21 protein-coding genes, 2 tRNA genes and 1 pseudogene are annotated in these 24214 nt (G+C 34.7%); 22 read left to right on the plus strand and 2 right to left on the minus strand.

The window, feature by feature from the left end:
* Positions 1–2 precede the first annotated feature (2 nt).
* The 8 genes and pseudogenes from GZ63_RS16555 to uvrC all read left to right on the plus strand — a co-directional run bounded on the left by GZ63_RS16555 (position 3) and on the right by uvrC (position 10016).
* Positions 3–2343, plus strand: a pseudogene (locus GZ63_RS16555) (endonuclease MutS2).
* Between the two features lie 270 nt (positions 2344–2613).
* Positions 2614–4302, plus strand: coding sequence for a long-chain-fatty-acid--CoA ligase (locus GZ63_RS0108370; protein ID WP_029268533.1), 1689 nt, complete (start codon positions 2614–2616; stop codon positions 4300–4302).
* Positions 4303–4438: 136 nt separating this feature from the next.
* A complete protein-coding gene (locus GZ63_RS0108375) occupies positions 4439–5023 on the plus strand; it encodes a TetR/AcrR family transcriptional regulator (protein WP_029268534.1) in 585 nt (194 codons plus the stop codon).
* Positions 5024–5083: 60 nt separating this feature from the next.
* Positions 5084–5857, plus strand: a complete 774-nt coding sequence (locus tag GZ63_RS0108380; protein ID WP_029268536.1) for an enoyl-CoA hydratase — start codon at positions 5084–5086, stop codon at positions 5855–5857.
* A 42-nt stretch (positions 5858–5899) separates the two neighbouring features.
* Complete coding sequence (locus GZ63_RS0108385; RefSeq protein ID WP_029268538.1) at positions 5900–6673, plus strand: electron transfer flavoprotein subunit beta/FixA family protein; 774 nt, start codon at positions 5900–5902, stop codon at positions 6671–6673.
* 29 nt (positions 6674–6702) lie between these two features.
* Entirely contained in the window at positions 6703–7686 is a 984-nt protein-coding gene (locus tag GZ63_RS0108390; RefSeq protein ID WP_029268540.1) for an electron transfer flavoprotein subunit alpha/FixB family protein, read from the plus strand.
* Positions 7687–7819: 133 nt separating this feature from the next.
* Positions 7820–8134 (plus strand): thioredoxin, encoded by a 315-nt coding sequence (trxA, locus tag GZ63_RS0108395; RefSeq protein WP_029268542.1) that lies wholly within the window; start codon positions 7820–7822, stop codon positions 8132–8134.
* 100 nt (positions 8135–8234) lie between these two features.
* On the plus strand, positions 8235–10016 hold the full coding sequence (gene uvrC, locus GZ63_RS0108400) for an excinuclease ABC subunit UvrC (RefSeq protein ID WP_029268543.1): 1782 nt from the start codon (positions 8235–8237) through the stop codon (positions 10014–10016).
* Positions 10017–10060: 44 nt separating this feature from the next.
* On the opposite strand, the gene GZ63_RS0108405 is transcribed toward uvrC, so the two are convergent.
* On the minus strand, positions 10061–10498 hold the full coding sequence (locus GZ63_RS0108405) for a DUF2507 domain-containing protein (RefSeq protein ID WP_029268545.1): 438 nt from the start codon (positions 10496–10498) through the stop codon (positions 10061–10063).
* Positions 10499–10824: 326 nt separating this feature from the next.
* Between GZ63_RS0108405 and GZ63_RS0108410 the strand changes: the two genes are divergently transcribed.
* The 4 genes from GZ63_RS0108410 to GZ63_RS0108425 all read left to right on the plus strand — a co-directional run bounded on the left by GZ63_RS0108410 (position 10825) and on the right by GZ63_RS0108425 (position 14606).
* Positions 10825–11445: a succinate dehydrogenase cytochrome b558 subunit gene (locus tag GZ63_RS0108410; RefSeq protein ID WP_029268547.1), complete on the plus strand. Its 621-nt coding sequence runs from the start codon at positions 10825–10827 to the stop codon at positions 11443–11445.
* A gap of 112 nt (positions 11446–11557) precedes the next feature.
* Complete coding sequence (gene sdhA / locus GZ63_RS0108415; RefSeq protein ID WP_029268549.1) at positions 11558–13309, plus strand: succinate dehydrogenase flavoprotein subunit; 1752 nt, start codon at positions 11558–11560, stop codon at positions 13307–13309.
* A gap of 16 nt (positions 13310–13325) precedes the next feature.
* Complete coding sequence (sdhB, locus tag GZ63_RS0108420; RefSeq protein WP_029268551.1) at positions 13326–14090, plus strand: succinate dehydrogenase iron-sulfur subunit; 765 nt, start codon at positions 13326–13328, stop codon at positions 14088–14090.
* A gap of 69 nt (positions 14091–14159) precedes the next feature.
* Positions 14160–14606 (plus strand): acyl-CoA thioesterase, encoded by a 447-nt coding sequence (locus GZ63_RS0108425; RefSeq protein WP_029268553.1) that lies wholly within the window; start codon positions 14160–14162, stop codon positions 14604–14606.
* 180 nt (positions 14607–14786) lie between these two features.
* Here the strand turns inward: GZ63_RS0108425 and GZ63_RS0108430 are convergent, their stop codons facing one another.
* On the minus strand, positions 14787–15017 hold the full coding sequence (locus tag GZ63_RS0108430; protein ID WP_029268555.1) for a helix-turn-helix domain-containing protein: 231 nt from the start codon (positions 15015–15017) through the stop codon (positions 14787–14789).
* A gap of 326 nt (positions 15018–15343) precedes the next feature.
* Here GZ63_RS0108430 and racE point away from each other — a divergent pair, with 326 nt between their 5' ends.
* The 10 genes from racE to clpX all read left to right on the plus strand — a co-directional run bounded on the left by racE (position 15344) and on the right by clpX (position 23938).
* Entirely contained in the window at positions 15344–16150 is an 807-nt protein-coding gene (gene racE, locus GZ63_RS0108435) for a glutamate racemase (RefSeq protein ID WP_029268557.1), read from the plus strand.
* 128 nt (positions 16151–16278) lie between these two features.
* Positions 16279–17361 (plus strand): GerMN domain-containing protein, encoded by a 1083-nt coding sequence (locus tag GZ63_RS0108440; RefSeq protein ID WP_029268559.1) that lies wholly within the window; start codon positions 16279–16281, stop codon positions 17359–17361.
* Positions 17362–17489: 128 nt separating this feature from the next.
* Entirely contained in the window at positions 17490–18263 is a 774-nt protein-coding gene (gene rph / locus GZ63_RS0108445; protein WP_029268561.1) for a ribonuclease PH, read from the plus strand.
* Positions 18260–18853 (plus strand): XTP/dITP diphosphatase, encoded by a 594-nt coding sequence (locus tag GZ63_RS0108450; protein WP_029268563.1) that lies wholly within the window; start codon positions 18260–18262, stop codon positions 18851–18853. Before rph ends, GZ63_RS0108450 begins: the two co-directional genes overlap by 4 nt.
* 14 nt (positions 18854–18867) lie before the next feature.
* Positions 18868–19386: a metallophosphoesterase gene (locus GZ63_RS0108455; RefSeq protein ID WP_029268565.1), complete on the plus strand. Its 519-nt coding sequence runs from the start codon at positions 18868–18870 to the stop codon at positions 19384–19386.
* Positions 19387–19561: 175 nt separating this feature from the next.
* Positions 19562–19632: transfer RNA gene (locus GZ63_RS0108460), tRNA-Gly, on the plus strand.
* 17 nt (positions 19633–19649) lie between these two features.
* A tRNA-Arg gene (locus tag GZ63_RS0108465) sits at positions 19650–19723 on the plus strand.
* Positions 19724–19857: 134 nt separating this feature from the next.
* A complete protein-coding gene (locus GZ63_RS0108470; RefSeq protein WP_029268567.1) occupies positions 19858–20841 on the plus strand; it encodes a tetratricopeptide repeat protein in 984 nt (327 codons plus the stop codon).
* 136 nt (positions 20842–20977) lie between these two features.
* Positions 20978–22264, plus strand: a complete 1287-nt coding sequence (tig, locus tag GZ63_RS0108475) for a trigger factor (RefSeq protein ID WP_029268569.1) — start codon at positions 20978–20980, stop codon at positions 22262–22264.
* A 396-nt stretch (positions 22265–22660) separates the two neighbouring features.
* Positions 22661–23938 carry an ATP-dependent protease ATP-binding subunit ClpX gene (clpX, locus tag GZ63_RS0108480; RefSeq protein WP_029268571.1) on the plus strand — a complete coding sequence of 426 codons (1278 nt, stop codon included), beginning with the start codon at positions 22661–22663 and terminating at the stop codon, positions 23936–23938.
* The last annotated feature ends 276 nt before the right edge of the window (positions 23939–24214 follow it).

Consider the following 24214-nt stretch of genomic DNA (forward strand, 5'->3'; position numbering starts at 1 on the left):
GTATGAACGAACGTATTCTACATGTTCTCGAATACAATAAAATTTTAAAACAATTAAATAACCAGGCAGCAACATCTTTAGGCAAAGATCTTATCGATGCAATAAGTCCCTCAACGGATTATATAGAGGTAAAGCAATTACAGGAAGAAACGGATGAAGCTGTACAAATCATTCGCCTCAATAAAGTAATTCCCTTAGGCGGTATATATGATATTCGTCCTAGTTTGAAAAGGAGTGTCATCGGTGGTTTATTAAATACAGAAGAATGTTTAAATATCGCAAGCACTATTTATGGAGGAAGACAGACAAAAAACTTTATTGAAAATATAGAAGAAACATTCCCTCATTTAGAAAGACTTGTTGATGTAATAACACCACTAAGAGAATTAGAGCGTCAAATTAACAGTTGTATTGACGATCACGGATATGTAATGGATAATGCTTCTGCTAAATTAAAGGGTATTCGTTCTGCGATTCGAACACACGAAACTAGGATACGTGAAAAACTGGATAATTATATAAGAAGCCAGAGTAGCATGCTTTCTGACGCGATTGTTACAATTCGCAATGAACGATACGTTATTCCTGTTAAACATGAATATCGCGGAACGATAGGTGGAATTGTTCATGATCAATCAGCTTCTGGGGCAACATTATTTATGGAGCCTAAATCGATTGTTGATCTTAATAATCAATTACAAGAGTCAGCTTTAAAAGAGAAACAGGAGATCGAACGAATATTACGTGTTTTAAGTGAAGAAATTGCTGCAAATGAGGCTGCATTAAATGAAAATGTAAAGGTTCTTGGAAAAATAGACTTCATATATGCGCGTGCAAAATTGGCTAAGAAAATGAAAGCAGCGCGACCAAAAATAAATAATCAGGGAATAATTAAAATGCAACAAGCGCGTCACCCATTGATTCCTATAGATGAAGTAGTTGCAAATGACATTGAAATTGGCGAATCCTATTTATCTATTCTTATTACTGGACCGAACACGGGCGGAAAAACTGTAACATTAAAAATGGTGGGATTATGTACGTTGATGGCTCAATCGGGTTTACAGATACCAGCTTTGGATGGCTGTGAAGTAGCTGTGTTTGAACATGTTTTTGCTGATATTGGTGATGAGCAATCGATCGAACAAAACTTGAGTACATTTTCTTCACACATGTCAAATATTGTGGAGATAATGAAACAAGTTAATCGTAAATCACTCGTGCTGTTTGATGAGATCGGGGCAGGTACAGATCCACAAGAAGGTGCGGCATTAGCTATGTCGATATTAGATGAAGTTATTTCAAGAAAGGCAAGAGTAATTGCTACAACCCATTATCCCGAACTAAAGGCATATGGTTATAACCGGGAACATGTTATTAATGCATCTGTAGAATTTGACGTTCAGACATTACAGCCGACCTATCGTTTATTAATAGGTGTACCTGGTAGAAGTAATGCTTTTGAAATTTCTAGACGATTAGGATTAAGCGATAATATAATTAATGAAGCAAAAGATTTGATCGGTGTGGATTCGAAAAGTGTGGAAAATATGATAGCTGCTTTGGAAAGTTCCCGAAAACAGGCAGAAAAAGAGTATGAAAAAGCACACCAGATTTTAATTGATAGTGAAAACTTAAAGAATGATCTCCAAAAAGAATGGAAACAATTTGAACATAAACGAGAGAAATTGTATAAGAAAGTTGAAGAAAAAGCAGAAACAGCATTGCGAAAAGCGCGAGAAGAAGCCGAAATCATTGTAGAAGAAATGAGGAACATGAAAAATGAAACTTCATTAAAAGAACATGAATGGATTGAGGCAAAAAAAAATGCTCGAGGAAGCAAAGCCTAATTTAGCATCAAAGAAAAAGAAAGAACATGATAAAAAGGCATCATCAGTAAAAATACAACCTGGTGATGATATTAAGCTGTTAACTGTCAATCAAGAGGGTACGGTGTTAGAACAAATTAGCGATCATGAGTTTCTTGTACAAGTCGGTATTATGAAAGTAAAGGTAAAGCGCGATGATTTACAGCTCATTAAAAAACAGAAAGAAACAATTGAAAAGCCAATTGCAACAATAAAAGGATCTAACCATCATGTAAGTACGGAAATCGATTTACGAGGTGAGCGATATGAAGATGCTCTATTAAGGCTAGAGAAATATGTAGATGATGCCATCTTAGCCGGTTATCCTAAGGTATCTATTATTCATGGTAAAGGTACAGGTGCTCTCAGGAAAGGAGTACAGGATTTCGCCAAAAACCACCCCAATATTCATTCGCACAGATCAGGTTCGGCTGGGGAAGGCGGTAGCGGAGTGACGGTCATTGAATTGATTTAAAAATTGATTACAAAATCATTCCCATTTGAATAACAGCTAGTACCAATGAAGGGGAGAGTATGTTGGAAACATTATCAAAAGTTTTAATTGTAGTTGCAGTTGCTTTTGTTATCGTAGGAATTATTTATTTACTTTAAAACAAAAAACTTGAATGATATCATAATTTGAGAATGTCATTCAAGTTTTTTTAGTTAGAATTAAATAAAATTTCAAAAAATAGAAATTAATCGGTATAATGGTAATAAGCTTATTATTAAAGGAGGAATATTTATGGTAAAAAATTGGCTAGATCATTATCCGGAGGAAATACCTGCGAGCATCCCCTACGATGAAAAACCTTTGCACACTTTTTTACAAGATGGGGCCGCTCGATTCAAAGAAAAGAAAGCGCTTCATTTTATGGGAAAAGAGATTTCATTTTCAGAGCTTTATCTACAGGCAAAAAAAATGGCTGGTTACATGCAATCATTAGGTGTGAAAAAGGGAGATCGTGTAGCAATCATGTTACCGAATTGTCCCCAATCTGTTATTTCTTATTATGGAGCTTTGATGGCTGGAGCAATTGTCGTACAAACCAATCCTTTATATAAAGAAAGAGAATTGGAGTATCAATTAAATGATTCGGAAGCTAAAGCTATTGTATGTTTGGATCTTTTGTTACCGCGCGTTTCCAATGTCCAAGGAAAAACAAATATAGAACATATTATTGTTACTGGTGTGAAAGATTATTTACCATTTCCAAAAAACATGATTTATCCTTTAATTCAAAAGAAGCAAACTAAAATGGTAGTTAAAATAGAGGAAAGCAAAAATATCCATCTATGGAAATCAATATTTGAACAAGAGAATCATACATTTACAGAAGTTCCAATTAACCCTAAAAATGACCTTGCATTACTTCAATATACTGGTGGAACTACAGGATTTCCAAAGGGGGTAATGTTAACTCATTACAATTTGGTTTCGAATGTTCAAATGTGTCAAGCATGGCTGTATAAAGCAAAGCCAGGGAAAGAAGTTGTATTAGGTGTTTTGCCGTTTTTTCATGTATACGGTATGACAGCAATAATGAACTTTTCTATTATGTTTGGTTCGAAAATGGTTTTACTTCCGAAATTTGATGTTAAAGAGGTTTTAAAAACAATCGATAAACAGAAACCTACCTTGTTTCCTGGTGCACCGACCATTTACGTTGGTTTACTAAATCATCCTGATTTAAATAAATATGATATATCGTCTATAAGAGCATGTGTGAGCGGCTCAGCGCCTCTTCCTTACGAAGTGCAGGAGCAATTTGAGCAGCGTACAGGTGGAAAAGTAGTTGAAGGCTATGGACTAACAGAAACCTCTCCTATAACTCATGCTAATTTTCTTTGGTCGAAAAGAGTAAATGGAAGCATTGGGGTTCCATGGCCGGACACAGATTCAAAAATCATCGATGTAAACACATTGGAAGAAGTTGATGCAGGTGAAGTAGGTGAAATTGCAGTAAAAGGACCACAAGTAATGAAAGGGTATTGGAATAACCCTGAAGAAACAGAGCATGTATTAAAAGACGGCTGGCTATTTACTGGGGATCTCGGTTACAAGGATGATGAAGGTTATTTCTACATTGTTGATCGAAAAGGTGATATGATTATAGCTGGAGGGTATAATATCTATCCTAGAGAGGTGGAGGAAGTTCTTTATGAACATGAAGGCGTTCAAGAAGCCGTTGTTGCAGGCATCCCGGATCCATATCGCGGGGAAACTGTGAAGGCCTTTGTAGTATTGAAAGAAGGATATCAATTAAGTGCAGATGAATTGAATCATTTTTGCAGAAAACATTTAGCAGCATATAAAGTTCCAAGACTTTATGATTTTCGCCGAGAATTACCAAAAACGGCAGTGGGAAAAATTCTTAGAAAAAAATTAATTGAAGAAGAAGAAGAACAATTTAAAGTTCAAGAAAATAAATAAATGGAGGTTGTTCTCTTTTTTCTTTCATACTCATACAAGCTCTATATTGACAAAGTGAATGTATCTTTGTACAATAAATAGGAATGAATGATTATTCATTCATATTTTCGTTTTAATGAAGTGATAGGAGAATATTATGAAAAAGAACAGGCCAAAGTACAAACAAATTATTGATGCTGCTGTAGTAGTCATTGCCGAGAATGGCTATCATGCTTCACAAGTTTCAAAGATTGCAAAAAAGGCAGGCGTAGCAGACGGTACAATTTATTTATATTTTAAAAATAAAGAAGATATTCTTATATCTGTGTTTGAAGAAAAAATGGGTCAATTTATTGAACAAATTGTATATAGTACAAATAAAAAGGATAATGCGTCTGAAAAATTGCTTACTTTAATTGAAGAGCATTTCCATCAGCTTGCAGAAGATCTTCACCTAGCAATTGTCACCCAATTAGAATTAAGACAGTCAAATACGGATTTACGATTAACAATTAATAAAGTATTAAAACCCTACTTAGATGTTATAGATGAAATTATCGAAGAGGGGAAAGTCGAGAATATTTTTCGCGAAAATTTAAACACGCCGCTAGTTAGACAAATGATCTTTGGAACATTAGATGAAACAGTCACAAATTGGGTTATGAAAGATCAGAAATATAACTTAGAAAAATTGGCTACTGAAGTTCATGCATTGATAACATCAGGAATTTCAAAAAAATAATCGAAAAAATCTAAATTTCCAATTAGTTCTGTTATACTGAAGTTGGGGAGGGGGGATAACTTGAAAACGATATCATACCAATTAGACGAACATGTCGCAATATTAACAATTAACAGTCCACCGGCAAATGCTTTATCTAGCGCATTAATAAATGATATTGATGAAAAACTAAATGAGATTGAAGCGAATCATTCAGTAAAGGTTATTGTACTAAAAGGTGAAGGTAAATTTTTCTCTGCTGGTGCAGATATAAAAGAATTTACTTCATTAAGAGAGAACTCGGACTATCAAGTATTATCTGAAAGAGGACAACAAGTATTTAATCGAATTGACCATTTTCCGGTACCAATAATTGCAGCAATTCATGGCGCTGCATTAGGGGGTGGACTTGAGCTTGCTATGGCCTGTCATATTCGGTTGGTAACAGCAAACACTAAATTGGGTCTTCCTGAACTAACACTGGGAATTATCCCTGGTTTTGCAGGTACACAGAGATTACCCCATTATGTTGGCACTGCAAAAGCATATGAAATGATCCTTACTGGACAGCCGATTAGCGGAAAGGAAGCGTGCTCCCTAGGACTTGCGAATCATGTTGTAGAAGAGGACCAATTGATTCCAGAAGCAATGAAATTGGCAAAGGGGATTGCTAAGAAAAGTAAAACTACCATCAACCATGTAATGAATTTAATCCCATTTTCAAAACCTGATCAGTTTACAAAAGGTTCGCAAGCAGAAGCAGAAGCTTTTGGTCATGTTTTTAATACAGAAGATGCAGCAGAAGGGATTCAAGCATTCATGGAAAAAAGAAAGCCTAATTTCAAGGATAAATAAACCACATATAATATATTTATTGCATTTAAAGGAGGAACTTACATGAATATTTATGTATTATTAAAAAAGACCTTTGATACAGAAGAAAAAATCATTATAAACGATGGTCAGATTGAAGATGATAGTGCGGAATTTATAATTAATCCTTACGATGAGTATGCTGTTGAAGAAGCCATCAATCAGCGGGATGAACATGGAGGAGAAGTTACAGTTGTAACAATTGGTGATGAGGATTCTGATAAACAGCTCCGAACAGCCCTTGCAATGGGAGCTGATAAAGCCGTTCTCATTGATACAGAAGATGATCTGGAGGACGGAGATCAATATACGACTACAAAAATTCTTGAAGCTTTCTTCCAAGATAGAGAAGTGGATTTAATTTTAGCTGGAAATGTTGCCATTGATGAAGCAAGTGGCCAAGTAGGACCAAGACTTGCTGAATGTTTAGGAATAAACTATGTAACTACTATCACAGACCTAAAAATCGATGGAGACACTGCTAACATTGATAAAGATGTTGAAGGGGACGTTGAAAAAATAGAAACTAGTTTACCACTCCTGGTAACATGTCAACAAGGATTGAATGAACCACGTTATCCTTCATTACCTGGTATCATGAAGGCTAAAAAGAAACCGATGGAAGACTTAGAGATTGACGATCTTGATTTGGAAGAAGAAGACGTAGAGCCAAAAACAAAAACAGTAGAAATATTTTTACCAGCTGAAAAAGAAGCAGGAAAAATACTTGAAGGTGAAGTGGAGGATCAAGTTAAAGAATTAGTATCCTTACTTAAAAATGAAGCAAAAGTACTTTAAATCATGCTAAAGAGAGGAGAAATAATGATATGAGTGATAAATTACTAGTTATTGGTGAATCAAGAGATGGGGAATTGCGTAACGTCACATTTGAAGCAATAGCAGCTGCAAAAAAAATCAAATCTGATGCAGAAATCGTTGGTATCATTTGTGGGAATCAGAATTTGCAGAATCAAGGCCAGGAAATGATTTATTATGGTGCTGATCGAATTGTAACGGTTCAACATGATAATTTGAAAACGTATACTTCTGAAGGTTACGGACAAGCGCTTATGGCAGTTATTAATGAAGAAAACCCTGCTGGGATAGTTATGGGGCATACCGCTATTGGGAAGGATTTGACTCCTAAGTTAGCCAGCAAACTAGAATCAGGCTTGATTTCTGATGCAGTGGATATTGAGCATAATAATGATGAGTTAATTTTCACTAGACCAATTTACTCAGGTAAGGCTTTTGAGAAAAAAGTGATCACAAGCGGAATTATTCTTGCTACGATACGTCCGAATAATATTCCTATATTGGAAAAAGATGAAACAAGATCTGGAGATATCCAATCAAAAGATGTAGATATTACAGAAATACGTACAATTATTAAGGACGTTGTACGTAAAGCATCTGAAGGTGTAGATTTATCAGAGGCAAACGTAATTATTGCTGGTGGAAGAGGAGTTAAGAGTGAAGATGGTTTTAAACCATTATATGAACTGGCAGATTTGTTAGGTGGAGCGGTTGGTGCTTCACGAGGTGCATGTGATGCAGAGTACTGTGATTATTCCCTTCAAATAGGTCAAACTGGAAAAGTGGTCACACCTGATTTATATATAGCAGTGGGAATATCAGGAGCAATACAGCATTTGGCAGGAATGTCAAACTCCAAAATCATTGTGGCAATTAACAAAGATCCAGAGGCAAATATCTTCAATGTTGCAGATTATGGTATCGTAGGTGATTTATTTGAAGTCGTGCCACAATTGACAGATGAAATAAAAAAAGCACTCCAACCTACTAGCTAAAAACTATTCTAATTGAAGATCTTCTTCAATCGAGAAAAACCATCCTACGAAAAATTGATGAAGCAAACTATTAGCATGTAGTTATAAAGGGTGGTATACTCAGTAAAGACTTTATGATTGAGGAGGGTGAATAATGGCAATTGAAAATGTTACAGACCAAAACTTTTCACAAGAAATTGCAGAAGGTCTTGTATTAGCTGATTTCTGGGCACCATGGTGCGGACCATGTAAAATGATTGCACCGGTGTTGGAAGAAATCGACGGTGAAATGTCTGAAAAAGTTAAAATAGTTAAATTAGATGTCGATGAAAACCAAGAAACTGCTGGAAAATACGGTGTTATGAGTATTCCAACTTTACTTCTATTTAAAGATGGAAGCGTAGTTGACCAAGTAATTGGTTTCCAGCCAAAAGAAGCACTTGTTGATTTAATAAATAAACACGCTTAAAAAGTGTTTCAACAACATTTAAAAGACTAAAGTAGATCCCTTGTTACAATTGTAACAAGGGATCTGCTTTAGATGGTTTGAATAAAAGGGATGAAGCATATTGAATCATACAATAAAAGAAAAATTAGCTGTTCTTCCTGCTCAACCAGGTTGTTATTTAATGAAAGACAAGAATAAAACTGTCATTTATGTCGGAAAATCAAAAAAATTAAAAAACAGAGTAAAATCTTACTTTACGGGGGCTAATGATAGAAAAACGCAACGATTAGTACAGGAAATTGTGGATTTTGAATATATTGTTACATCTTCTGAAATTGAAGCACTTATATTAGAAATGAATTTAATTAAAAAGTATGACCCTAGGTATAACGTAATGCTAAAGGATGATAAGTCATATCCATATTTAAAAATTACAAATGAACGCCATCCGAGATTGCTAATTACTCGAAAGGTAAAAAAAGATAAAGGGAAGTATTTTGGACCTTACCCAAATGTTATCGCAGCAAGAGAAACAAAAAGGTTATTAGATCGATTATTCCCCCTAAGGAAATGTAATAATCCTCCTGGACGTGTGTGTCTTTATTATCATATGGGTCAATGCCTGGCGTGCAGCGAAAAACCAGCATCAGAAGAAATGTATAAAGAAATTAAGCAAAGTATCACTTCTTTTTTACATGGAGGATATCATGAAATTAAAAATCAATTAAAAGAGAAAATGTATAAGGCTAGTCGCCAGTTGAATTTTGAAAGAGCACAGGAATTTAGAGACCAGATTCAGCATATTGAAATTGTAATGGAACAACAAAAAATGACGTTAAACGACAATGTTGATCGAGATATATTTGGATATAGCTATGATAAGGGTTGGATGTGTATTCAAGTATTTTTTGTCCGACAAGGGAAATTAATCGAACGTGACGTTGCAATTTTTCCATTCTATGATGATGCTGAAGATATATTTATAAGTTATATTGGGCAATTCTATCTTCATTTAAATCATCCTATACCTAAAAGTATCTTCGTACCAATTGGGGCAGATACCGATTTATTAAAAGAATTATTAGATACTGATGTTCACACCCCTTTTCGAGGACGTAAAAAAGAATTAGTTGAATTAGCAATGAAAAATGCAAAGATTTCATTGCAAGAAAAATTTTCACTTATTGAACGCGATGAAGAAAGAACAATATTAGCTGTTGAACGCTTGGGAAGGATACTGAATATTGAAACACCTCATCGTATAGAAGCATTTGATAACTCAAACATTCAAGGAACTGATCCTGTTTCAGCAATGGTAGTATTTATTGATGGAAAACCAAATAAAAAAGAATATCGTAAATATAAAATAAAAAATGTTAGCAGTCCTGATGACTATGAAACGATGCGAGAAGTGATTCGCAGACGTTACACCCGTGTGTTAAAGGAACAATCACCCTTACCAGATTTAATTGTTGTAGATGGTGGAAAAGGACAGATGAATGTGGCATTGGATGTCCTTGAAAATGAGCTAGGATTAGATATTCCATTATGTGGTTTAGTAAAAGATGACAAACATAAAACAGGGGAGCTACTATATGGTATGCCACCAGTTGTAATGCCTTTAAAGCGTAAATCACAAGAGTTTTATCTGGTGCAGCGCATCCAAGAGGAAGTTCACCGTTTTGCAATTACCTTCCATCGTCAGTTGCGGGGGAAAGGCTTACTTCACTCCGAATTAGATAACATTGCTGGTGTAGGGGAAAAAAGAAGAAAATTATTGTTGACGCATTTTAAAACAATTAAGGAAATTAGAAAAGCATCTATCAAAGACATAACCAATTTAGGAATTCCAAAAAATGTTGCAGAAAAAATCATAACCCACTTAAATAAGGTTAAAAAATAAGGCGCAGTTTTATTACAAACTGTACCTTTTTTATACAATTGATTTTATTTGGTATATACAACTGTAAATTCGATTTGATAGATTTTGTGATTAACCTTTTCAATGCATTCACATTCGTTACCTTTTATTATTTGAATGGCTTCTGCTAAAAATCCAGCTTCTAAACGAAATTCAGAGTTTAATGGGGATTTCAAACGATAAACGATTGCATCATCCATTAAATGAAATATTAGTTCTCTTTTTTTCTCTTTTACAAGCTCTATTTTTCCCCACCCTAATTTTTCATAGATATCATAAATATCTTCTAGTGATGTTATGTCCAGTTTCCTAGCAAGATTCCTACCCATAAAATATAGTAGAGTTTTTGATTCTGTACCTAGTAATTCAGGTAAGCTTATATAGCGTAGGATATCATATCCAGCACCTGATGTATGTAAGTCATCAAGGAGAGAAATGGGGATTTTTTGTTGTTTTTTCGACATAATTCAACGTCTCCTTTTTCATTTGAAATCTATATCGCAAACAATAAAATATCATTACACAATTATTTTTTCATAGTCCCATTATCTACATAAACAAATGAATCTGCAAGCATCTATCTGATTCTAATAAAATTTACTATTCATTTAATTATATGAAGGCAATGGATAATAACTAAAAAGGGTGTATCGTTTCCTTGACGGTTATATAAGTTAGAAGTACAATAAACATGTCACAAATTGTATAATTTTAGATAATAAATTTTTAACTTTATTATTTAAAATTTTACATTACTCATTAATATTAAACAATCTAAGGGGGGTAACTCATGGCAACGCAACGTGAATTTTTTTACCGGAGATTACATTCATTATTAGGTGTAATCCCAATAGGTGTGTTTTTAGTTCAGCACTTAGTGGTGAACCATTTTGCTGTATACGGGGAAGAGAGCTTTAATAAGGCTGCGGGAGTTATGTATGGTTTGCCATTTCGAATCGTACTAGAAACTGTTGTTATCTATCTTCCAATTTTATTTCATGCAATACTCGGTGTCTATATAGTGTTCGTATCGCGTAATAACGTGAAAAACTATGGATATTTTCGAAATTGGATGTTTTATTTACAGCGGATATCCGGAATCATCACATTAGTATTTATTGCATGGCATGTTTGGGAGACACGTATTCAAATCGGTCTTGGGAATGAAGAACTGAACTACAGTCTAATGGAAAGTATACTGACTAACCCATTTATGTTCTGGTTCTACACTATTGGAGTCTTATCTACAACGTTCCATTTTGCAAATGGTTTATGGAGTTTTCTTGTTTCATGGGGTATTATACAATCTCCGCGTTCACAAAAGATTACTACATACGCAACTTTAATTGTATTTTTAGCGATTAGCTATGTTGGTGTTAGAACTTTAATTCAATTTGCATATGGGGTTTAGTTCGTGAAAACGTTATAAGACCAACATATATGGTAATGGAAAAAGTCAGATGCGATACACCGGTCAATTAACTGGTTTTAAAGATCTGATATTAGAAAAAGGAGTTTTTATTATGAGTAATCGTAAAATTGCTGTAGTAGGTGGCGGGCTTGCTGGATTGATGGCTACAATAAAGGCGGCTGAAGCAGGAGTAAACGTTGACCTGTTTTCCATTGTGCCTGTTAAACGTTCTCATTCTGTGTGTGCCCAAGGAGGCATAAATGGTGCAGTAAATACAAAAGGAGAAGGCGATTCTCCTTGGAAACACTTTGATGATACTGTATATGGTGGAGACTTCTTAGCTAATCAGCCACCAGTAAAAGCAATGTGTGAAGCAGCACCAGGCATCATCAATTTACTAGATCGTATGGGAGTTATGTTTAACCGTACCCCAGAAGGATTATTAGACTTTAGGCGTTTTGGCGGCACAAGTGTCCATCGTACTGCATATGCAGGGGCAACAACAGGTCAACAATTACTATACGCACTTGATGAGCAAGTTCGCCGCTATGAGGTAGAAGGTTTAGTAACAAAATATGAAAGCTGGGAATTTCTTGGAGCTATTATTGATGATGATGGTGTTGGAAAAGGAATTGTAGCACAAGATATTAAGACACATGAAATAAAATCATTTCCATCCGATGCAACGATATTAGCTACAGGAGGACCTGGAATCATTTTTGGGAAATCTACAAACTCAATGATTAATACAGGTTCAGCGGCAAGTGCTTTGTATCAGCAAGGTGCAAGATATGCTAATGGAGAGTTTATTCAAATACATCCGACTGCAATACCTGGTGATGATAAATTACGTCTAATGAGTGAATCAGCACGAGGGGAAGGTGGACGTGTATGGACTTACAAAGATGGTGAACCATGGTATTTCTTAGAGGAAAAATATCCTGCATACGGAAACCTTGTTACCCGTGATATCGCTACTCGTGAAATATTTGATGTTTGCGTTAATCAGAAACTTGGAATAAACGGCGAAAATATGGTTTATCTTGACTTATCCCATAAAGATCCGAAAGAATTGGATGTTAAATTGGGGGGTATTATCGAGATCTATGAAAAGTTTGTTGGTGAGGATCCTCGAAAAGTACCTATGAAAATTTTCCCTGCTGTTCACTATTCCATGGGAGGATTATGGGTTGATTATGATCAAATGACAAGTATACCTGGTATCTTTGCAGCTGGTGAATGCGATTATTCCCAACACGGTGGCAACCGTCTAGGTGCTAATTCTTTGTTATCAGCTATTTATGGTGGATCAGTTGCAGGGCCAAATGCAATAAAATACGTTGAGGGTCTCGAAACACATGTAGAAGATATGTCTTCAGAGTTGTTTGAAAGAAGACAAAAGGAAGAGCAGGAAAAATTTGAAGCGTTGATGAAAATGGACGGCGAAGAAAATGCTTATCAAATTCACAAAGAACTTGGTGAATGGATGACAGATAATGTGACAGTTGTTAGACATAACGATAAGCTAAAACAGACAGATGAAAAGATTAAAGAACTGATGGAACGCTGGAACAATATTAATATCAACGATACAGCTCGTTGGAGTAACCAGGGAGTAATGTTTACACGTCAACTTAAAAATATGTTACAGCTAGCCCGTGTTATTACAATTGGTGCACTTAATCGTAACGAAAGCCGAGGGGCACATTATAAACCGGATTACCCAGAGCGAAATGATGTAGAATGGTTAAAAACAACAATTGCAACATATGATCAAGAGAAAAATGAACCGATCTTCACATATGAAGATGTAGATGTTTCTCTAATTGAACCAAGATTAAGAGACTATACAACAAAACACTGAGGGGGGAAATTTTAAAATGGCTGAACAAAAACAAGTTACGTTTATTATAACACGTCAAGACAGCCCGGATTCTGCTCCTTATGAGGAAACATTTCATATACCTTATAAAAAAAATATGAACGTTATTTCTGGGTTAATGGAAATTCGTCAAAATCCTATAAACGCAAAAGGTGAAAAGACAACGCCTGTGTACTGGGATATGAGCTGTTTAGAAGAAGTTTGCGGTGCTTGTTCAATGGTTATTAATGGGACTGCTCGTCAGTCATGTGCCGCACTCGTTGATCAACTAGAGCAGCCTATTCGTTTAGAGCCAATGAAAACTTTTCCGGTTGTACGTGACTTAATTGTAGATCGTGAACGAATGTTTGACGCTTTAAAACAGGTGAAAGCATGGATCCCAATTGATGGAACTTATGATTTAGGTCCAGGGCCACGTATGCCTGAAAAGAAACGTCAATGGGCATATGAATTATCAAAATGTATGACATGTGGCGTTTGTTTAGAGGCATGCCCTAACGTAAATGATAAGTCAGACTTTATTGGACCTGCTGCTTTATCACAGGCACGTTTGTTTAACGCACACCCAACTGGAGAAATGAATAAAAGTGAACGGTTAGGCGGATTAATGGAAGATGGAGGAGTCTCCGGATGTAGTAACGCACAGAACTGTGTTCAAGTATGTCCAAAAGGTATTCCTTTAACAACTTCAATTGCAGCTATGAACCGTGCAACGAATATTCAATCTTTTAAAAACTTCTTTGGTAGTGATCATTCTTATTAATATTTATTAACCTAACCCTTGCCAGTCAAACGGTAAGGGTTATTTTCATAATAGAGAGGAGACTTGAAATTGAAGACCGTTGCATATATAGAAGATATCGACCAATGGAAAGCAGAATTTTCATTTTATATATCCATTAAGATTCGTTTTTCGGAAACAGATATGTTTGGTCATGTGAATAATGTTTCTCCATTTATTTATTTTGAGGAAGCCCGGATTGAATATTTAAAGTCAATGGGATTATTTGAAGATCCAAAGCATGAAAGGGGAATCCCTATTGTTGCTGATCTGCAATGTGATTACCATCGTCAAATTTATTTTACAGACCAATTAAAAATGTATGTAAAAGCTAATCATGTTGGTAATACCTCGGTTGATATTCATTATATGGGGCTAAATCAAAAAGAAGAGCTTTGCCTGACAGGACGTGGAAGAATGGTTTACATTAATACGGATACGGGCAAACCTACGCCCTTATCTGAACCAATGAAAGAAAAACTTTTGGATGGTATTTGAAAATCAGTTGAACGATAACTTGCTTTAAATTATCTGTTTTTTTATACAGTCAGCAATTGGTATATATCATATTTAATGTTTATATCAATTGCTGGTCATGATCCCATACTGAAGGAAGTTTGAATACTTAAAGGCGGCATGTCCAATTGACAAGAACGGAGGGTAAAAAACCCTCCTATTTTAGTAGAGCTTCAATTCACCCATGCGTAGAAGCTCAACTACAGCTTGTGAACGCCCCTTAACTCCTAATTTTTGCATAGCATTTGAAATATGGTTACGGACAGTTTTTTCTGATATAAACAAATCCTGGGCAATTTCTTTTGTTGTTTTATCTTGTACTAAGAGTTCAAAAACTTCTTGCTCGCGTTTGGTCAGTAATTTTTTCTGTTTATACTCGTTTTTGTCCTTCAAATGTTAACCCCTCCTTGCTGTCAATAGAGTGCAGATTGAAGGGAATTATTTAGTCATAATAGCTTATGAAAACATTGGAAATCAGTGCGTGCTCTTGCCTGAATAATTCAATTAAATTGCATGCTGCTATTATTTTCTTCTGAAAAACAACATTTCATCAGAAAATTATATTTGTTCTCCCATGTAATGTTTTAATTCCTTTAAAAATAACAAATTTTGTTGTAAATTGTAAAAGTAATAAAATAGTGGATTAGATGTCTGTTTTTTGTTGTTCTATGATTTGACAACATTTAAATAATTTATACTAGTAAAAAGAGGCGATTATTTTGAATCATCCAATTGGAGTTATCGATTCTGGCGTAGGTGGATTAACTGTTGTTCATGAATTAATGCGACAACTTCCTAAAGAAAAATTAATATACATAGGAGATACATTGAGATGTCCTTATGGACCAAGACCAAAAAAGGAAGTAAAAAAATTTACATGGGAAATGGTAAGGTTTTTATTGAAAAAAAATATAAAAATGTTAATTGTAGCATGCAATACTGCAACAGCTTTTGCTCTAACGGAACTCCAAGAAAATCTGGACATCCCAGTTTTAGGGGTAATCCAGCCAGGAGCCCGTTCAGCTATTAAGGCTACACAAACCAATCATATTGGTATCATTGGCACAGAAGGAACCATTCGAAGTGAAGCTTATCCTACAGCTTTGAAAAGTATTAAAGCTAATATAAGTGTCAGTGCTTTAGCATGTCCATTATTCGTACCAATGGTGGAACAGGGAATATTATCAGGTGAGCAAGCGGAGAATGTAATATCAGATTCCTTGCAAACGATCAATAAAGATGATGATATGGATACGTTAATACTTGGCTGTACACATTATCCACTTATCAAGGAAACCATTCAAAAGGTTATGGGAAAAGACGTGACTCTGATCTCTTCGAGTGAAGAAACGGCAAGAGAAACTAGTACCATTCTTGATGTTCACCATTTATTAAATATAGAAGAAAAAATACCGAATCATCAATTTTATGCTACAGGAAATTTAAATATTTTCACAAAAATATCTCAAAGTATTTTTAAATACGAAAATTTAGGTAAGTTAACAATTGAAAATGTAAAGATATAATAAATCAGTTAATTTATACTTGTTTCTTTACTACATCCAGACTATTTTTAATTTTTTTCATAGATTGGTCTAATTTTTCAGGTAGGCTCGTATAGATAGTAGTACAAACTATCGTAGGAGGGAAGATCATGAAAAAATACGGTGTTCTAACATTAATGTTGATGATGATCTTATCGATCATCTTAACAGGATGTTTTCAAGGAGAACAGTCTATGAAAGAAATTGATGTGCCTCAAAATAATGAATCGGCAGAGAAAGAGGATGCTACAGATAAAAAATCGGAATCCAAGGAGACAAAGGAGGGTGAGAAAGGTCAAGATTCGGACTCAGAAAAGGTTGCTCGACAATTGTATTTAGTAGATGCTAATGGGATGGTAGTATCTCAAACTTTGGAACTGCCAAAAGAAGAGTCGAAGGAAGTAGCTACACAGGCATTGGAATATTTGGTTAAAGATGGACCCGTGACTTCCATCTTACCGAACGGTTTTCAGGCTGTTTTACCAGCTGGTACAGAAATTTTAGGCCTTAATTTGCAAGAAGATGGAACCATGATTGTTGACGTTTCCAAAGAATTTGAAAACTACGAGGCGGACGAAGAATTAAATATACTAGAGGCAATGACGTTTACAATAACGCAATTTGATGACGTTGATAAAATGAAACTAAGAATCAATGGTCATTCTGTAGAGGAAATGCCAGTAAATGGAACCCCCATTAAAGAGGGATATACAAGAGCAAATGGAATTAATCTTAAAGAATCAGATGCCCTTGATCTATTAAAAAGTGAAGCTGTAACAATGTATTATCCTGCAGAACATAATGAAAATCGTTATTATGTTCCTGTAACTCAGCATTTGGAATATGACGATCAAGATATATTTAGTTCTATTGTACAAACTTTAATTGACGGGCCTAGATTTAATATCAATGCAACACATGTTTTTAATTCCAAGACCAAATTAACTAATAAACCTGTACTAAATGAAGATGTACTTGAACTATCATTTAGCAAAGACATATTAAAAGATGGAGACAAGGCAATGATTTCAGATGAGGTAATGGAAACTTTAGTTCGCACGCTAACAGATCAGGAAGAAGTTGAAGGAGTAAAGGTAGAAGTAGAGGGTGTAGACAAACTAGTTAATGAAAATGGGGAAGCGTATACGGAGCCGGTTACAAAAAAAACGTTTGTTCCAACTGATAAGCTTTAATATGGAGGATGGTGTGAACCACCTCTTTTTTTATTGTTTAAGAAAGGATAGAGTGATCTGTTGAGTGATTAACATTTAGCTTTAGCAAAAAATATGATAAGCTTAGACTTGGAATAAGGAGGAATAAAATGAGAAATGATCAACGAAATCATAATAATTTAAGACAAATAAAAATGGTACCACACTTTGTTAAACATCCAGAAGGCTCTGTTTTAATACAAGTAGGTGATACAAAAGTGATCTGTAACGCTAGTATTGAAGATAGAGTTCCTCCGTTTATGCGCGGTCAAGGTAAAGGCTGGATTACAGCGGAATATGCAATGTTGCCACGGGCAACTAGCCAAAGAACAATTAGAGAATCATCTAAAGGTAAAGTAAGTGGAAGAACAATGGAAATCCAACGTTTAATTGGCAGGGCACTACGTGCGGTTGTTGATTTGGAAAAAATAGGCGAACGTACTGTATGGGTGGATTGTGATGTTATTCAAGCTGATGGAGGAACAAGAACGGCCTCTATCACAGGTGCATTTGTTGCGGTTGTATTAGCTTTTGATAAATTACTTCAAAATAAAATGATTAGCCATATCCCAGTAACTGACTTCCTTTGTGCTACATCCGTTGGAATATTGCCAAATGGAAAAGCAATATTGGATTTAAACTATAAGGAAGATTCTCAAGCAAACGTTGATATGAATATTGTTATGACAGGATCTGGAGAATTTGTAGAAATACAAGGAACTGGGGAGGAAGCAACATTTTCTGGTAGTCAGCTTCAAGAAATGCTTCACCTTGCAGATGAAGGATTAAAGCAAATTATTGAAAAACAAAGAGAGGTACTTGGTGATTTAGCAGATCGAATAGGCGAAACCAATATAAAAATGACCACCAAGGAACATAAATGAAAAAAATAATTATTGCTACAAAAAATAAGGGAAAAGCTGCCGAATTTAAAGCCTTTTTTAATAAAACTGGTATAGAAGCTTATTCTCTATTAGATGTAAATAACCAATTACCTGAAATAGAGGAGACCGAAAAAACTTTCGAAGGCAACGCGGCTTTAAAAGCAGAGAAAATAGCTGATGTTTTAGGTGTTCCTGTATTAGCTGATGACTCGGGTTTGATTGTTGATGCTTTAAATGGCGAACCAGGAGTTTATTCAGCAAGATATGCCGGTGAACCGACTAATGACCAGGCAAATATTGATAAAGTGTTAGAAAAAATGCAAGCTATTTCTCAAGAAAAGCGAACTGCAAGATTTATTTGCGTTTTAGCGCTTGTCATTCCTGATTCAGAAACAATATTTTGTACTGGGTATTGTGAAGGTGAAATTTCTTCCGAACAAGCAGGAACAAATGGTTTTGGATACGATCCTATTTTTATACCTGCTGGTTATTCGATTACACTAGCACAGCTGTCATCAAAGGAGAAAAATAAAATAAGTCATCGAAGTAATGCAATTGCTCAGCTGGAGAAATGGTTACAAAACATATAAAGAAGGGAAGCATTATGACGAAAGTATTGATTTTAAGTGATAGCCACGGTCTTACTGAAGAAATCGAACGAATAACAGATCGCCATCAATCCGAATATATGATTCATTGTGGTGATTCGGAATTAGATATGGACGCTCCATCATTAAAACCGTTAATTAAAGTTGGCGGAAATTGTGATTCGGATACAAGGTTTCCATCTGAGCAAGTAATTCAAATCGAAAATCTTACTTTTTTAATAACCCACGGGCATTTGCATCATGTAAAAAGGAACCTAATGACTTTATCGTATCGGGCAGAAGAAGTTAATGCACAAATTGTATGCTATGGACATACACATATTGCTGCGGCACAAAAATTTGATAATCAACTGTTCATTAACCCTGGCAGTATTCGTTTGCCTAAAGCTCGCCATGAAAAAACATATGCAGTTTTGGAGTGGATCGATTTAGATCGTATTAAAGTAGAATTTTATACAGTCGATGGGAATATCATAAAAGAATTATCTTATCAAACAACCATAGATGAAAAATAACTTTCATCGTATTGCCCCTAAGAAATAATGATAACAACTTTGGGGCAATTATATTTTTAATACTTTACTAACGTTTTTTAAAAAATATGTTGACAAAAGTCACTATAATGCATATAATAATTCTTGTCCGTTAAAAAAGTATAACTATGCAACATACATAATGGTATTTGAATATGCGGGTGTAGTTTAGTGGTAAAACCTCAGCCTTCCAAGCTGATGATGTGGGTTCGATTCCCATCACCCGCTTTGATACATAATCATATGTCCCAGTAGCTCAGTTGGATAGAGCAACAGCCTTCTAAGCTGTGGGTCGCAGGTTCGAATCCTGCTTGGGACGTCATCTGAAGAAACAGGAAACCTATACGTTGGATAATAGGTTTCTTTTTTTATAAAGAAAGTTTATTTCTAATCGAATCGGGAATGGTTATTATTATATTGTATACAATGATTAAAAAAGAGAGGAGTGAAAAAATGAAAAACAGTTCAGAAAATGTGGTTCTTTTTCCTAAGTGGAAAAAAATGCTAGAAGATAAAAGTGTGGAAGCAATAAAGCAGAAAGAATATGAAGAGGCTTTAATAAACTTAAATAAATTATTAAGCTATCATGTAAACAACCACGAAATTATTATCGGTAAAATGATTTGTTTAATGGAATTAGGAAGATATGAAGCAGCCCAGGATTATTGCGAACAAGTTCTAAAATGTAAAGATGCAAATTATTACCACTATCTACATATATATTTAACTATTTTATTTCAAACAAGCCAATATGAATTGCTAATGGATCAACTTACAGAAGAATTTATAAATAATAAAATACCAAAAATGTTTCATGAACAATTTAAACAGTTATATGATATGAGCGAACAAATGAAAAATGATTTGAACATAAAAAAACATAAAGCATATCTCAATGATTTACAGCAAGCTATAGACGAAGATGATCATAGTTTGCAATGGCGCCTTGTTGAAGATTTGCGAAAAATGGAGATAAAACCTACCCAAAGAATTTTACATTTATTAGTTGATGAATCCATTCATCCAGTAATTAAAACAGCTATATTTCTTTGGTTACAGGACGAAGAAGTTACACAAGAGGTATCTATACATAAACTGAATTTATCATTAGATATATGTCCGGTTAACGTTTCAGATTTACAATTGAATACAACGGTAAAGCAGACAATACTAATGGTCAGTGAGTTAGAGCAAAATAACCCATCATTATTTTTATTAATCAAACAGGTTCTTTATCGTTATGCATACGTCCGACACCCAATAATGTATCCTAATGAAGATATTATTGAGGTGACGAGAGCTTTGAAATATATTGGTAATCAGTATCTTAATATACATATAAACTCGGACGATAATATGCTTAATGATACTACTGTTCGTTACATAGAAGAAATAAAAATGTGTGAGGCACTTTATTTAAGTATCATCGAAGAATAATGGTTTGTAAACGAGAAATGCTTGAAAGGCAAACTATTTATGTTATAATGAGATGGTTGTAAATATGATATGATATAGTATTTATTGTAATAACGAAAAGCAAAAATAGATTTAATAGATTTTGGAGGGAATTTTTATGTCAGCAAAATGGGAAAAACAAGAAGGAAATGAAGGAGTACTAACGATTGATGTTCCAGCTGAAGATTTTGATCAAGCACTAGATAAAGCTTTCAAAAAAGTAGTTAAAACAGTCCAAATCCCTGGATTCCGAAAAGGAAAAGTTCCTCGTAAAATCTTTGAAAAAAGATTTGGTGTCGAATCATTGTATCAGGATGCGGTGGATATTGTTTTACCTGAAGCTTATATGAAAGCTGTTGAAGAAACTGGAATTTCCCCTGTAGATCAGCCTGAAGTTGATATTGAAGAAATCGAAAAAGGTAAAAATCTTGTTTTTACAGCCAAAGTAATAGTTAAACCAGAAGTTACACTTGGTGAGTACAAAGGATTAGAGGTAGAAGAGCAATCTGTTGAAGTAACAGATGAAGATGTAGAGCAGGAGCTAGAAGCACAGCGTCAACAACATGCAGAACTTGTTGTTAAAGAAGAAGGCAATGTTGAAGAAGGCGATACTGTTGTTATGGACTTTGAAGGATTCATGGATGGTGAGGCATTCGAAGGTGGAAAAGGTGAAAATCATTCTCTAGAAATCGGATCTGGACAGTTTATTCCTGGATTTGAAGAACAGTTAGTTGGTAAAGAAACTGGTGAAGAATCTGAGATTGAAATTAATTTCCCAGAAGACTACCATGCTGAAGAATTAGCAGGAAAGAAAGCGACATTTAAGGTTAAAATTCATGAAATAAAAGAAAAAGAACTACCAGAGTTAGATGACGAATTTGCTAAAGATGTAGATGAAGAGGTTGAAACACTAGATGAATTAAAGAAAAAGAAAAAAGAACAGCTCGAAGAACAGAAAAAGCAAGATGCTGAAAATCAAAAACGTGAAACATTAATTGAACAAGCTTCTAATAATGCAGAAGTAGACATCCCTGAGGCAATGGTAAATACAGAATTAGAACAGATGATTAAAGAATTTGAACAACGCCTTCAAATGCAAGGTATGACGATGGAAATGTATTACCAATTCTCAGGTCAAGATGAAAATGCGTTGAAGGAACAAATGAGAGAAGACGCTCAGAAACGTGTGAAAACAAATCTTACATTAGAAGCGATTGTTAATGAAGAGACGATTGAGGTTTCACAAGAAGACGTTGATGCTGAACTTGAAAAGATGGCATCTATGTATGGTACAGAAGTAGAGCAGCTTAAGCAAATGCTTGGCGGTAATACAGACGCACTTAAAGAAGATTTGAAATTCAAAAAAGCAATTGACTTTTTAATTGAACATAGTAAAAGTGTATAAAGTAAAAGAAAATTTATTAATATAACGGAAGTAAAAGAACAAGGTGCGATGATTCGTACCTTGTTTTACACTTTTATTAACATAAGAATATAATTTTAGAATCAAATACATAGTATATATTTATCTTCATTTGTTAATTGCATAAAGTAAAAATGGTTTTGGTTTGACTTTTGCAGTTATTTCTTCATAATTAAAAAATAAGAAATAAAATGATCATCATCATATAATCAAGAATTTGAATTGATGATCTGCTTGGATATTGCAGTGTTTTTAATCCGATGAAAAAGAGTATATCATTTTGTTTTCTATTTTTGTTCTGTTATGATGACAATGAAAGTAAGAGTCACGTATTTAAAAACATTAGAAGTAGAGTTAAACTTTTAGGGGTGAAATCAAATGTTTAAATTTAATGAGGAAAAAGGGCAACTAAAATGTTCATTTTGCGGGAAGGGTCAAGATCAAGTACGTAAACTTGTAGCTGGTCCTGGCGTTTATATATGTGATGAGTGTATTGATTTATGTACTGAAATCGTAGAAGAAGAGCTTGGAACGGAAGAAGAAACGGAGTTAAAAGAAATACCGAAGCCAAAAGAAATTTGTGAGACACTTGATGATTATGTGATCGGTCAAGAACAGGCAAAGAAAAATTTATCGGTAGCAGTGTATAATCACTATAAACGTATTAATTCCCCTAAAAATGTAGATGATGTTGAGTTGGCTAAGAGTAACATTGCTATGTTGGGGCCGACAGGAAGCGGGAAAACGTTATTAGCTCAGACACTCGCTAGAATACTTAATGTTCCATTTGCAATGGCAGATGCAACTTCGCTTACGGAGGCTGGCTATGTAGGTGAAGATGTTGAAAATATCCTGTTAAAACTAATTCAAGCGGCAGATTATGATATTGAAAAAGCTGAAAAAGGAATTATTTATATTGATGAAATTGATAAAGTAGCACGTAAATCAGAAAACCCATCTATTACGAGAGATGTATCTGGTGAAGGTGTACAACAAGCGCTTCTTAAGATACTGGAAGGAACTGTTGCAAGTGTTCCTCCGCAAGGGGGCCGTAAACATCCGCACCAGGAGTTTATTCAAATTGATACTACGAATGTTCTCTTTATTGTGGGCGGTGCGTTTGATGGAATTGACCAAATTATTAAACGTCGTCTTGGTAAAAAGGTAATAGGCTTTGGTGATAATGAAGCACAGCAAGATCTGGATACAGGTGAATTACTTGCTAAGGTGTTACCAGAAGATTTATTAAGTTACGGCTTAATACCTGAATTTATTGGGAGACTCCCAGTTATTGGAAGCCTAACGCCATTAGATGAACATGCGCTAGTTGAAATTTTAACAAAGCCTAAAAATGCATTAGTAAAACAATATAAAAAGTTATTCCAAATCGATGATGTAGAATTAGAATTTGAAGAAGAAGCTCTTGTAGCAATCGCTAAAAAGGCTATTGAACGTAAAACAGGTGCACGGGGGTTGCGCTCCATTATCGAAAATACGATGTTGGATGTTATGTTTGAATTACCATCACGTGAAGATATAGAAAAATGTGTGATAACAAAAGCTACAGTTGCTAATGAAGATGGAAATCCTAAATTGATTTTTAGTGATGGAACTGTAAAAGAAGGTAATGAAAAGTTACCAAAAGAAAGTGCATAATTTTAACTTAAAATAATACTTTCATGAGACTGATTTAGCTTATTAGCTCCTTTTATGCTTGCATTTCCAATGTAGGGAGTCTCTAATAATTGCTTCGGATCAGTCTCTTTCTTTATGATAATAGGTAGTATTTATTTGTGTAATAGGAAATGCTATACATAGGATTTATAGAGTTTACTATAACCTTCTAACTTTTGTGTATCTTATTTACAAATAGGAAAGTTTTCTATAAACTCTAAGAAAATATTAAGTGTAGTGCAATTAAAAATACATAAC

The organism is Virgibacillus alimentarius, from assembly GCF_000709085.1.
GTDB classification, from domain to species: Bacteria; Bacillota; Bacilli; order Bacillales; family Amphibacillaceae; genus Virgibacillus_B; species Virgibacillus_B alimentarius.